Source organism: Citrobacter sp. wls716, assembly GCF_005280975.1.
In the GTDB taxonomy this organism is placed as follows: Bacteria; Pseudomonadota; Gammaproteobacteria; order Enterobacterales; family Enterobacteriaceae; genus Citrobacter; species Citrobacter youngae.
Genome location: NZ_SZWX01000017.1, coordinates 36,401 through 49,387, shown reverse-complemented (window position 1 = coordinate 49,387; position 12,987 = coordinate 36,401). Strand labels below are relative to the sequence as shown.

Annotated in this window: 11 protein-coding genes; 5 read left to right on the top strand and 6 right to left on the bottom strand. The window is 53.1% G+C overall.

Going from position 1 to position 12,987, the window contains the following annotated elements; genetic code table 11:
* Positions 1 to 50: 50 nt before the first annotated feature.
* From FDX24_RS01560 to qseB, 4 genes are all read right to left on the bottom strand, one after another.
* Positions 51 to 365, bottom strand: coding sequence for a putative quinol monooxygenase (locus tag FDX24_RS01560; RefSeq protein ID WP_003024557.1), 315 nt, complete (start codon positions 363 to 365; stop codon positions 51 to 53).
* A 30-nt stretch (positions 366 to 395) separates the two neighbouring features.
* The gene (locus tag FDX24_RS01555) at positions 396 to 977 is read right to left on the bottom strand and encodes an NAD(P)H-dependent oxidoreductase (protein ID WP_048213236.1); all 582 of its coding nucleotides are present in this window, start codon (positions 975 to 977) and stop codon (positions 396 to 398) included.
* A gap of 109 nt (positions 978 to 1,086) precedes the next feature.
* Positions 1,087 to 2,436, bottom strand: coding sequence for a quorum sensing histidine kinase QseC (qseC, locus tag FDX24_RS01550; protein ID WP_115601459.1), 1,350 nt, complete (start codon positions 2,434 to 2,436; stop codon positions 1,087 to 1,089).
* Entirely contained in the window at positions 2,433 to 3,092 is a 660-nt protein-coding gene (qseB, locus tag FDX24_RS01545) for a quorum sensing response regulator transcription factor QseB (protein ID WP_137363722.1), read from the bottom strand. Before qseB ends, qseC begins: the two co-directional genes overlap by 4 nt.
* Positions 3,093 to 3,244: 152 nt before the next feature.
* Here qseB and FDX24_RS01540 point away from each other — a divergent pair, with 152 nt between their 5' ends.
* The 5 genes from FDX24_RS01540 to FDX24_RS01520 all read left to right on the top strand — a co-directional run bounded on the left by FDX24_RS01540 (position 3,245) and on the right by FDX24_RS01520 (position 10,795).
* The gene (locus FDX24_RS01540) at positions 3,245 to 3,640 is read left to right on the top strand and encodes a YgiW/YdeI family stress tolerance OB fold protein (protein ID WP_005123105.1); all 396 of its coding nucleotides are present in this window, start codon (positions 3,245 to 3,247) and stop codon (positions 3,638 to 3,640) included.
* Between the two features lie 117 nt (positions 3,641 to 3,757).
* The gene (gene parC / locus FDX24_RS01535) at positions 3,758 to 6,016 is read left to right on the top strand and encodes a DNA topoisomerase IV subunit A (RefSeq protein WP_101742476.1); all 2,259 of its coding nucleotides are present in this window, start codon (positions 3,758 to 3,760) and stop codon (positions 6,014 to 6,016) included.
* Positions 6,017 to 6,212: 196 nt separating this feature from the next.
* Positions 6,213 to 6,950: a 1-acylglycerol-3-phosphate O-acyltransferase gene (plsC, locus tag FDX24_RS01530; protein ID WP_040233973.1), complete on the top strand. Its 738-nt coding sequence runs from the start codon at positions 6,213 to 6,215 to the stop codon at positions 6,948 to 6,950.
* Between the two features lie 71 nt (positions 6,951 to 7,021).
* The gene (gene ftsP, locus FDX24_RS01525; protein WP_005123112.1) at positions 7,022 to 8,434 is read left to right on the top strand and encodes a cell division protein FtsP; all 1,413 of its coding nucleotides are present in this window, start codon (positions 7,022 to 7,024) and stop codon (positions 8,432 to 8,434) included.
* Between the two features lie 189 nt (positions 8,435 to 8,623).
* A complete protein-coding gene (locus tag FDX24_RS01520) occupies positions 8,624 to 10,795 on the top strand; it encodes a YgiQ family radical SAM protein (protein WP_040233974.1) in 2,172 nt (723 codons plus the stop codon).
* A 94-nt stretch (positions 10,796 to 10,889) separates the two neighbouring features.
* On the opposite strand, the gene FDX24_RS01515 is transcribed toward FDX24_RS01520, so the two are convergent.
* Both FDX24_RS01515 and FDX24_RS01510 read right to left on the bottom strand, forming a co-directional pair.
* Positions 10,890 to 11,345 carry an HIT family protein gene (locus tag FDX24_RS01515; RefSeq protein ID WP_048213232.1) on the bottom strand — a complete coding sequence of 152 codons (456 nt, stop codon included), beginning with the start codon at positions 11,343 to 11,345 and terminating at the stop codon, positions 10,890 to 10,892.
* Between the two features lie 44 nt (positions 11,346 to 11,389).
* Positions 11,390 to 12,844, bottom strand: coding sequence for a DASS family sodium-coupled anion symporter (locus FDX24_RS01510; RefSeq protein WP_048213231.1), 1,455 nt, complete (start codon positions 12,842 to 12,844; stop codon positions 11,390 to 11,392).
* Between the last annotated feature and the right edge of the window lie 143 nt (positions 12,845 to 12,987).

Genomic DNA, 12,987 nt, shown 5'->3' with positions numbered 1-12,987 from the left:
GAAGCGATTATATGCCGGATAGCAAAGCCTCATCCGGCAAATCGACAACCTTAAATACCCGACTCCAGAATACGGATATTCATGTCCAGCACGTCGCCTTTCACGGCTTCGCTGTAGGCTTTCATATGCGGGGTCTGCAAATGCGCTTCAAGGTGCGCAATGCTTTCCCACTGTTCAACCATCACGATTGAGTCTGGCGCTGTGGTCTGAAAACTCACACCTGCTGCATGATCGACCATTGGCGCATAGCCGTGGCAGCCTTCTTCTTTCAGTACGGTCGGAACGATTTTAGCAAACTGATCCAGTACCGCCTGGCGGTGATGTTGACCTGGACGTGTACGGATTTCTGCAATAACGGTAAGCATGGTTAACTCCTTCTAATTCCAGGTTACCAGTTAACCAAAAATCTCGGTCAGATGCTCGCGATATTCTGCGATATAACGCGGGACGTCCGGCATTTTAATCACGTCATTGGTGATAAAGGTCGGCAGCGCTTCCATTCCCAGGAACTGGTTTGCTTTATGGAACGGGAGATAGACGCCATCAACACCAACGCCATGGAAGAACTGGTCTTTTTCAGTGAAGGCTTCCATTGGCGCGTTCCAGGTCAGGGACAGCATGTATTTTTTGCCCTGAATCAGCCCGCCTGAGCCGTATTTTTTAGAGGCATCTGAACGTGTACGACCATCGCTGGCATACAGCGTACCGTGACCTTCGGTAAACACATCATCGATGTATTTTTTCACGGTCCACGGTGCACCCATCCACCAGCCCGGCATTTGCCAGATAACCACATCGGCCCAGACAAAATTCTGCACTTCTGTTTTTACGTCATAATCGCTGTCCGCGCGTACGACTTTAACATCATGCCCGAGGTCGCGCAGGATACCGTCCGCGACCTCGGTCAGGGTGTCGTTTAACTGACCGTTAGAGTGGCCGAATTTTTTCGCACCATTGATAATCAGAATGTTGCTCATTTTGTGTCCTCAAGGAAATACGTTTGAGGACGATTTTACCCCCACGGGTGGTGCGGTGAAATTAGCAAAATGTGCAAAGTCTTTTGCATTACTAGCAATAATGCGGTCTTTACCAGCTGATTTTGACCTCAAACCCGCCTTGCGGAGCATTACCAAACGAGGCAGACATCCCGTGTAAAGTCGCTATACGACGAACGATCGACAGGCCCAGACCACTACCGGTAACACTTTGTCCCGGCGGACGATAAAAGCGTTCACCGATGTGCGTCAGGATTTCCGGCGCAACGCCAGGCCCGTTATCTTTGACGCTGAAATTGCGGGTATTGAGCGTCACTTCCACAATGCTCCCCCGCGGGCTGTAGCGAATCGCATTATCCAGCAGATTACGGACCATCAGGCTGAGTAACAGCGGTTGTCCCGTGTGCGTGATGTGATGCGCGTTAATCTGCAACCGCACATCGATGTGCGCCTGCTGTGCCGGATGGTAGATATCCATCACCGCGGATTGCAGAAGCTCCTCCAGCGAGATTTCCGCCACATCCTGAAGATTGTCGAGGGAGTCGAGGCGCGAAAGCGTCAGGAGCTGATCAACCAGTCGGGTAGCGCGGTCAATTCCCGTCTGCATCTGCATTAACGCTTTTTGTCGTGCCTGCGGATCATCGTCGGACAACTGCGCGACTTCGGTCTGTACCTTCAGTGCCGTCAACGGACTGCGCAGTTCATGGGCGGCATCAGAGGTAAAGCGCCGTTCGCGAACCATCATCGAATGTGTGCGGATAAACAGTTGATTGAGCGAATCAACCAGTGGGCGAACCTCGCCAGGAATACCTTTCAGGCTCAGTGGTTCTTCAGATTCCGGATCCCGCACACGTAAAGCCTGCGCCAGCTTTTTTAGCGGCTTAAGTTCAAGGCTTAACAGGACAATCAGGATCAGCAGCATCAGCGGCAGGGCGACCAGCCACGGCACCAATTGGGCCGTCACGATCGCCAGGGCCATATCTTCGCGATATTCCCACTCCTGACCGACCACGATCCGGTACTTTTTATCCGCTGAAGTTAGCCAGATAAAGCGCCATTTATCGTTATCACCGTTCAGATAACCATCGTCAAACCCTTCCCGACGATAGCTATAGGGAATGTACTGACCATTGTCACCATCATGAAGAACCATTTTTCCATCCGGCGTGTAGACCGCAAAGGTCAGTACATCGTCGTCAATATGGCCATGTTTGAACTTTTTCGGTGTCTGCGCGATGCGCTCAGAAGCTTTTAGTTCATCAAGATCCAGCGTGACCAGCCGTTTGGCAAACAGCATCAGCTGCGTGTCAAACATCTCATCCACGTTATCGGTGGTTTGTTTCCAGGCGACAAAACTGGAAATCAACCAGGTTACCAAAACCAAAATGATAAATATAAGCGTAAGTCTGATGCGCAGACTCAGGCGTTGTGTGAGTTTCATGCGTCACCCAGGGTGTAGCCAATGCCATGTACCGTGCGGATAAAGTCGCTGCCGAGCTTACGGCGCAAGTGATGGACGTGGACCTCCACCGCATTACTGGAGACGTTTTCATCCCAGTTATACAGTTTTTCTTCAATCAGCTTGCGGGGCAGGACGCGCCCTTTGTTACGCATCAGCAGTTCCAGCAGCGCGAACTCTTTTGGCTTAAGCGATAACGGCTCACCCGCGAACGTGGCGACCAGCGCGCCGGGATTAAGCGAAACCTGACCATGGCGCAGTTCGCTGGTGGCCTGGCCGCTGGCGCGGCGTACCAATGCTTCCAGTCGGGCGGCAACTTCGATCAGCGCAAAGGGTTTACACAGATAGTCATCCGCGCCCAGGCGTAGACCTTCCACGCGTTCTGTCAGCGCGTCACGAGCGGTAAGAATCAGCACCGGCTCCTGCTTCCCGTTGGCTCGCCATTCGCGCAGGATATCGCGCCCGTCTATGCCTGGCAGCGTCAGGTCGAGGATCACCGCATCATAAGGGGCGCTGTACAGTGCTTCTTTCCCCTGGCGACCCTCGGTAAACCAGTCGATGCTGAAACCCATTTTACTCAGACCTGTTTTCAGGCCGTCGCCAATCAGCGTGTCATCTTCTACCAGTAAAATACGCATATGTTCTTCCCTGCGGTCGCTCTCATTACCGTCAAGTAAACCTGTGGCTACAGCCTCTGTACAGTAAAAAAAGTATCTTTTTTTGCCTTAAGAACTTGTTAAGGATTAACTTATTTAATAGTCGTAAACCAACATGAAAGGGAGACATGACGATGAAAAAATTAGCTGCAATGGTTGCCGTAATGGCACTGTGTTCCGCACCTGTTCTGGCAGCGCAGCAGGGCGGCTTCTCTGGACCGACGACGACAACACAAAGCCAAAATGGCGGCTTTGTTGGCCCAAACGGTAGCAGCACGACGGTAGAAAGCGCCAAATCGCTGCGTGATGACACCTGGGTTACCCTGCGCGGGAACATCGTTGAGCGTATTTCCGACGACCTGTATGTGTTTAAAGATGCAACCGGCACAGTGAACGTAGATATCGACCACAAACGCTGGAACGGCGTGACCGTCACGCCGCAGGATGTGGTTGAAATCCAGGGTGAAGTGGATAAAGACTGGAACTCCGTTGAAATCGACGTGAAACAGATTACCAAAGTTGCCAAATAATCCCCATCAGGGCCGCAGTCGCGGCCCTTTTCTTTGTGACTCAACACGCCAGATAGGGTAGTATCTGCGGCAATATTGCCCTTCAATAGACGGGTATAAGTTGAGGAACCACGATTAATGAGCGATATGGCAGAGCGCCTTGCGCTGCATGAATTCACGGAAAACGCCTATCTGAACTACTCCATGTACGTCATCATGGACAGGGCGTTACCGTTTATTGGTGATGGTCTGAAACCTGTTCAGCGTCGCATCGTTTACGCGATGTCCGAACTGGGGCTGAATGCCAGCGCCAAATTTAAAAAATCCGCCCGTACCGTCGGTGACGTATTGGGCAAATACCATCCGCACGGCGACAGCGCCTGCTATGAAGCGATGGTGCTGATGGCCCAGCCCTTCTCTTACCGTTACCCGCTGGTTGACGGGCAGGGGAACTGGGGGGCACCAGACGATCCGAAATCCTTCGCGGCGATGCGTTACACGGAATCCCGCCTGTCTAAATATGCGGAAGTCCTGCTGGGTGAACTCGGTCAGGGCACGTCGGACTGGGTGCCGAACTTCGACGGCACCATGCAGGAGCCGAAGATGCTGCCTGCGCGTCTGCCGAATATCCTGCTAAACGGCACGACCGGAATTGCCGTGGGTATGGCGACGGATATTCCACCGCATAACTTGCGTGAAGTGGCCAAAGCGGCAATTACGCTGATTGAGCAGCCGAAAACGACGCTGGATCAACTGCTGGATATCGTACAGGGGCCGGATTATCCGACCGAAGCAGAAATCATTACCTCGCGTGCGGAGATTCGTAAGATTTACGAAAACGGACGCGGTTCCGTACGTATGCGTGCGGTATGGACGAAAGAAGACGGCGCGGTGGTGATTTCCGCGCTGCCGCATCAGGTTTCCGGGGCTAAAGTGCTGGAGCAGATCGCCGCTCAGATGCGCAATAAAAAGCTGCCGATGGTCGATGACCTGCGCGACGAATCGGATCACGAAAACCCGACTCGTCTGGTGATTGTCCCGCGGTCGAATCGCGTAGATATGGAACAGGTGATGAACCATCTGTTTGCTACTACCGATCTGGAAAAAAGCTATCGCATTAACCTGAACATGATTGGCCTCGACGGTCGTCCGGCGGTGAAAAACCTGCTGGAGATCCTCACCGAGTGGCTGACGTTCCGCCGCGATACCGTGCGCCGTCGCCTGAACTATCGCCTGGAGAAAGTACTCAAACGCCTGCACATTCTTGAAGGTTTGCTGATAGCGTTCCTCAATATTGACGAAGTAATCGAAATTATTCGTCATGAAGATGAACCTAAACCCGAGCTGATGTCGCGGTTTGGTATTTCAGAAACTCAGGCGGAGGCCATTCTTGAGCTGAAATTACGCCACCTTGCCAAACTGGAAGAGATGAAAATCCGCGGTGAGCAGGACGAACTGGCGAAAGAGCGCGATCAACTGCAGGGCATTCTGGCCTCTGAACGCAAAATGAGTAACCTGCTGAAGAAAGAACTGCAGGCTGATGCGGATGCCTATGGTGACGATCGCCGTTCTCCACTGCGGGAGCGTGAAGAAGCGAAGGCGATGAGCGAGCATGACATGCTGCCGTCTGAGCCGGTGACCATTGTGCTGTCCCAGAGTGGCTGGGTGCGTAGCGCGAAAGGCCACGACATCGATGCGCCAGGTTTAAGCTACAAAGCGGGCGACAGCTTTAAGTCGGCTGTGAAGGGTAAGAGCAACCAACCGGTGGTGTTCGTTGACTCAACCGGGCGTAGTTATGCTATCGACCCAATTACGCTGCCGTCGGCGCGTGGTCAGGGTGAGCCGTTGACCGGGAAGCTCACGCTGCCACCGGGCGCGACGGTTGAGCATATGCTGATGGAAGGCGACGATCAGAAGCTGCTGATGGCATCTGATGCCGGTTACGGTTTTGTCTGCACCTTCAATGACCTGGTCGCGCGTAACCGTGCGGGCAAGGCATTGATTACGCTACCGGAAAACGCGCATGTTATGCCGCCGGTGGTGATTGAAGATGAAACCGATATGCTGCTGGCGATTACCCATGCGGGCCGCATGTTGATGTTCCCGGTGAGCGATTTGCCGCAGTTGTCGAAAGGCAAAGGGAACAAGATAATCAATATTCCTTCTGCGGAAGCTGCGAAAGGCGAAGATGGTCTGGCACAACTCTACGTGCTGCCGCCGCAAAGCACGCTGACTATCCACGTCGGGAAACGCAAAATTAAACTGCGCCCTGAAGAGCTACAGAAGGTAACCGGCGAGCGTGGTCGTCGCGGTACGCTCATGCGCGGTCTGCAACGCATCGACCGTGTTGAGATTGACTCGCCTCGACGCGCCAGTCACGGCGACAGTGAAGAATAACGCCAGCGTCTGGCTCTCCCTGTTTTCGCACAGGGAGAGCTTGTTTTAAAAATTCCCGTGAAACCGTTGTTTATTCGTGCGTTGCGATTAACAATACGCTTTTCCAGAGAGCCACTCTTAACAATGCCCTAACCTGATGCAGTGTTCGGAATCAGGTGACGTAGAATGCCAGGCTCTTAGGCCTTTAGAGGTTGTTATGCTATATATTTTTCGTTTAATTATTACTGTTATTTACTGCATTTTGGTCTGTATTTTCGGTTGCATATACTGTCTGTTCAGCCCAAGAAATCCAAAACACGTTGCGACGTTCGGCCATATGTTTGGTCGCCTGGCTCCCCTGTATGGCCTGAAGGTCGAGTGTCGCATGCCGCCTGACGCGAAGAACTATGGTAATGCTATCTATATTTGTAACCACCAGAATAACTATGACATGGTTACCGCAGCGAATATCGTTCAGCCACCGACGGTCACAGTAGGTAAAAAAAGCCTGTTGTGGATCCCTTTCTTCGGACAACTGTACTGGCTCACCGGTAATCTGTTGATCGACAGAAATAACCGCGCCAAAGCGCACAGCACCATTGCGGCGGTGGTGAACCACTTTAAAAAGCGTCGTATCTCTATCTGGATGTTCCCTGAAGGAACGCGTAGCCGCGGTCGCGGTCTGCTGCCGTTTAAAACAGGTGCGTTCCATGCGGCAATTGCTGCGGGTGTCCCGGTTATCCCTGTTTGCGTTTCAACGACCTCTAATAAGATCAAATTGAACCGACTCAATAATGGGCTGGCGATTGTAGAGATGCTGCCGCCGGTGGATATCAGTCATTTTGGTAAAGATCAGGTTCGTGAACTGGCAGCGCATTGCCGCACGCTGATGGAACAAAAAATCGCAGAACTCGATAAAGAAGTTGCTGAGCGGGAAGCTGCCGGTAAGGTTTGATTCGCTCATTTCGGGTTTGTTACAGGAAATGATTTCCTGCGTGTTAATCGCCAGTTTTTCATGGAGCTTATATGTCATTCAGTCGGCGTCAGTTCATTCAGGCATCGGGGATCGCACTGTGTGCAGGTGCTGTTCCGCTGAAGGCTAATGCTGCCGGTCAGCAACAACCGCTACCTGTTCCCCCCCTGCTGGAGTCCCGTCGGGGACAGCCGCTATTTATGACGCTGCAACGTGCGCACTGGTCGTTTACGCCGGGCACGCGCGCACCCGTCTGGGGTGTTAACGGGCGCTACCTGGGGCCGACAATCCGCGTCTGGAAAGGTGATGACGTCAAGCTTATCTACAGCAACCGTCTGACAGAAAATGTCTCAATGACCGTTGCCGGATTACAGGTCCCGGGTCCTCTTATGGGGGGGCCGGCGCGTATGATGTCGCCTAATGCGGACTGGGCGCCCGTGCTGCCGATTCGCCAGAGTGCTGCAACCTTGTGGTATCACGCCAACACGCCAAATCGCACTGCCCAGCAGGTCTATAACGGCCTTGCCGGGATGTGGCTGGTTGAAGATGAAGTGAGTAAATCACTGCCGATCCCTAACCACTATGGCGTGGATGATTTTCCAGTCATTATTCAGGATAAGCGTCTGGATAACTTCGGTACGCCAGAATATAGCGAACCGGGCAGTGGGGGGTTTGTGGGGGATACTCTTCTGGTCAACGGGGCGCAAAGTCCGTATGTCGAAGTGTCCCGCGGCTGGGTGCGTTTGCGTTTGCTGAATGCCTCAAATTCGCGTCGTTATTTGCTGAAAATGAGCGATGGTCGTGCGCTGCATGTTATCTCAGGCGATCAGGGGTTTTTACCCGCGCCGGTTTCGGTGAAGCAGCTATCGTTGGCGCCAGGCGAGCGTCGTGAGATTCTGGTCGATATGACCAACGGTGATGAAGTTTCGATTACCTGCGGCGAGGCGGCCAGTATTGTCGACAGGATCCGTGGTTTCTTTGAACCTTCCAGTATCCTGATCTCCACGCTGGTACTGACTCTGCGACCAACCGGCCTTCTGCCGCTGGTAACGGATAGCCTGCCAATGCGTCTGTTACCCACCGAAATTTTGAGCGGCTCGCCGATTCGCAGCCGTGATATTAGCCTTGATGACGATCCCGGAATCAATGGCCAACTGTGGGATGTCAATCGCATGGATATCACGGCGCAGCAGGGATCCTGGGAGCGCTGGACGGTGCGTGCAGATATGCCGCAGTCGTTCCATATTGAAGGCGTCTCTTTCCTGATCCGTAATGTGAATGGCGCGATGCCGTTCCCGGAAGACCGTGGCTGGAAAGATACCGTCTGGGTTGATGGGCAAGTGGAGTTGCTGGTCTATTATGGGCAGCCTTCCTGGGCGCATTTCCCGTTCTACTTCAACAGCCAGACGCTGGAAATGGCAGACCGTGGTTCTATTGGCCAGATGCTGGTGAATCCGGCACCGTAATAGATATTCCTGTGCCGGGTGGCGGCTTCGCCTAACCCGGCCTGGACCGTGCGAAAGCACAGGAACGGTCAGCGTAGCACCAGCAGAGATGAAATTTAACATCCTTACAATACTCCTTCATTTCCCCTGTTGATCCAGCGTATAATCCCCGGCCTTTGATTATTTTTTTACCATTTTTTTGGAAGCATTATGAGCGCAATATCCCTGATCCAACCGGACAGAGACCTTTTCTCCTGGCCGCAGTACTGGGCCGCCTGCTTTGGGCCGGCACCATTTTTGCCGATGTCACGCGACGAAATGGATCAACTTGGCTGGGATAGCTGCGACATCATTCTGGTTACCGGCGATGCGTACGTCGATCACCCGAGCTTCGGCATGGCTATTTGCGGCCGTATGCTGGAAGCGCAGGGCTTTCGCGTGGGGATCATCGCCCAACCGGAGTGGAACAGCAAAGATGACTTTATGCGTCTGGGCAAACCTAACCTGTTCTTCGGCGTAACCGCCGGTAACATGGACTCGATGATCAACCGTTATACCGCCGATCGCCGACTGCGCCATGACGATGCCTATACGCCGGACAACGTGGCGGGTAAACGCCCGGACCGTGCGACGTTGGTTTATACCCAGCGCTGTAAAGAAGCCTGGAAAGATGTGCCGGTTATTCTCGGCGGTATTGAAGCCAGCCTGCGCCGTACTGCGCATTACGATTACTGGTCAGATACCGTACGCCGTTCCGTGCTGGTGGATTCAAAAGCTGACATGCTGATGTTTGGTAACGGCGAACGTCCATTGGTGGAAGTCGCACACCGTCTGGCGATGGGCGAAACCATTGATCAGATCCGCGACGTGCGTAATACCGCGATTATGGTTAAAGAAGCGCTGCCGGGCTGGAGCGGGGTGGATTCCACACGTCTGGATATGCCCGGGAAAATTGACCCTATCCCCCATCCGTATGGCGAAGACTTGCCGTGTGCTGATAACAAACCGGTCGCACCGAAAAAACAAGAAGCGAAAGCGGTAACCGTACAGCCGCCGCGTCCGAAGCCGTGGGAAAAAACCTACGTACTGTTACCGTCTTTCGAGAAAGTTAAGAGCGACAAAGTTCTGTACGCCCATGCGTCGCGTATTCTGCATCACGAAACGAACCCAGGATGCGCGCGTGCACTGATGCAAAAGCATGGCGATCGCTATATTTGGGTTAACCCGCCAGCGATCCCGTTGTCGACTGAAGAAATGGACAGCGTCTTTGCACTGCCGTACAAGCGCGTACCGCATCCGGCGTACGGTAACAGCCGTATTCCCGCCTATGAGATGATCCGTTTCTCGATCAATATCATGCGTGGCTGTTTTGGTGGTTGCTCGTTCTGTTCGATCACCGAGCACGAAGGGCGCATTATCCAGAGCCGTTCCGAAGATTCGATCATCAATGAGATCGAAGCCATTCGCGATACCGTTCCGGGCTTTACCGGCGTGATTTCCGATCTCGGCGGTCCAACTGCAAACATGTATATGCTGCGCTGTAAGTCTCCGCGTGCAGAACAGACCTGTCGTCGTCTGTCCTGCGTTTACCCGGATATCTGCCCGCATATGGATACTAACCACGAACCGACGATTAATCTCTACCGCCGCGCGCGTGATCTGAAAGGCATTAAAAAGATCCTTATCGCATCCGGGGTGCGTTATGACATCGCCGTGGAGGACCCGCGCTATATTAAAGAGTTGGCAACTCACCATGTGGGTGGCTACCTGAAGATTGCGCCGGAGCATACAGAAGAAGGCCCATTGTCGAAGATGATGAAGCCGGGTATGGGCAGCTACGACCGCTTTAAAGAGTTATTCGATACTTACTCTAAACAGGCCGGTAAAGAGCAGTACCTGATCCCCTATTTTATCTCTGCGCACCCGGGTACGCGTGATGAGGATATGGTGAATCTGGCTCTGTGGCTGAAACAGCGTCGTTTCCGTTTGGATCAAGTGCAGAACTTCTACCCATCACCGCTGGCAAACTCTACAACCATGTATTACACCGGGAAAAACCCGTTGGGCAAAATTGGTTATAAGAGTGAAGATGTGGTAGTGCCAAGAGGTGATAAACAGCGCCGTCTGCATAAAGCACTGCTGCGTTACCATGATCCTGCTAACTGGCCGTTAATCCGTCAGGCGCTGGAAGATATGGGGAAAAAGCATCTGATTGGCGGTCGTCGCGAATGTCTGGTTCCGGCCCCGACGCTGGAAGAGATGCGTGAAGCACGTCGTCAGAACCGCCATACCCGTCCGGCACTGACCAAGCATACGCCAGTCGCGCACCAGCGTCAGACACCTGCGGCGAATAAAAAACGCGGGAAAGTCGCGGGGCGCTAATCTGTCTTGCCCGGTAGTGAAATGCTTACCGGGCCAGACAGACCGTAGGCCGGATAAGGTGCTCGCACCGCCATCCGGCAGACATGCTCAGTATTTATGCTTCGCGAATTCTGGCCGCTAATGCGGCCAGTTTTTCATCGTCAGCCCGTTCGTGGTCATGTGACGACAGATACCCTTCATACTGCTCGAAAAATTTAGTCTGCCGGGACTCAATCGGTTTCCAGTGCGTCAAATCACCTGTGCCATGCATAGGGCTGAGCTTACTGTGCACATGATCCACGCCAAACCCTTCGAAAAACATCCCCGTACGACTGACATCCGGGAAAGCCTTATCCAGTTTTTTCGCCACCTTTTGGGTCGCCAGCATCAGGTCTGCCAGCGCCTGTGGCGGCATATCAAATGCATAGCTTGGGTAGTGCTTTTTCGGGATCACCACGGTAAAACCGTCGGTGTTTGGGAAAATCGACAGAAAGGCCAGGTGATGCTCGTCTTCCCAGACTTTATGGCAGGGCGCTTTACCTTCAACAATTTGACAGAAAATACAGGTCATTCCTTTTCTCCGTAGATAAGACGTTTCGTCAGGACGCAGTGAGTTTAGTACAGACCCAGCATCTTCCACCACATCAGCCCTACAGTGATAAAGACGGCTTGATTGAACAGGCTGATGATGAATCCTGTTCGCCACCAGACTCCCGTCGGTACGTACCCGGCACCAAACAGAATCGGCCCGCGAGCGTGAGTGTACTGAGTGAGGGAACAGTACAGGCTGCTGGTGAAGGCCAGCATCAACGCCGTAGGGGCTGCAGGAATATTCAAATGCAGACCGACGCCAAGGAAAACGGCATACAGCGCCGCAATCTGCGCATTACCGCTGGCAAAAAAGTAGTGGGTATAAAAGTACGCGGCGTTGAGCAGCAGCAGGACAACCACCCAACTGGTCCCATGCATAGTACTGCTCAGGCTATCGCCAATCAGGTTGCCAAACCAGGTGGTAAAGCCTAGTTTTTTCAACTGATTTGCCATCATCAATAGTGCGGCAAACCAGATCAGTGTATCCCACGCACCTTTCTCGCTTTTGACATCTTCCCAGCTCAGAACGCCGCTGAGCAGCAAGATGGATAAACCAACAAATGAGGCAGTGGTGGCGTCGACGCCCAGCGTATCACCAAAAATCCACAGTACCAGCAGGACGCCGACGGTCGCCAGCATCAGCCATTCCCCGCGTGACATACGACCCATTTCCGCCAGTTCTTTACGCGCCAGATTAGGGGCATCCGGCGTGTGTTTAATTTCCGGGCGCACAATCCAGTAGACCAGTAATGGAACCAGCAGTAAGGAAACCAGGCAAGGCAGCAGCGCCGCCATAAACCAGCTGCCCCAGGTCAGAGTGACCCCCGCATTGGCCGCCAGCTTCACTGCCAACAGGTTGCCGGTATATCCGGTCATAAAGAGCGCGGCGGTGACGTCGTTGACGTTGCCAATACAGGTGATAAGAAAGGTGCCGATTTTACTGCGGGATTCATCTTCCGGGTTCGAGTGGAAACTGCGCGCCAGGGAGTCGGCAATGGGATAGATGACGCCGCCGCAGCGGGCCGTGTTGCTTGGCATTGCGGGGGAAAGTATCAGGTCCGCAAACGCCAGTCCGTAGGCGAGTCCCAGCGTGCGCTTGCCGAGCAGGCGGATCATCTGCAGCGCAATACGTCGTCCGAGGCCCGTTTTGATAAACCCGCGGGCAATCATAAAGGCGACGACAATCAGCCAGATCAGAGAACTGTTCAGTTCGCTCAGTGCGGTGGTAATAGCGCCGCTGGCGGTTTTATCCCCGGCAGCATAAGCGAGGGCAAAAACGGTAATACCGATAATGCCGACTGCGCCAATGGGCAGAACTTTTGCCACGATAGAAGCAATGGTAGCAACGAAGATAATGGCTGAATGCCAGGCTGGCGCACTTAACCCACTGGGTGGGGTAAGCTGCCAGAGCCCGGCAGAAATAAATAGTATAAGAATCAATGGGAGCCATTTGACGCCTTGCTGTGTTTTTTCCGCCATGGTCACGCACCTATAGATATTTGTGATGTGTTCATTAAATCAATATTATTACTGAATAATTAGTAAGTTATATTGCGTAATGCTGCACGTGGATGTGCCATAAAGACATCAATAGTTGCGCGTTTATTGTTTCTTAATATTTC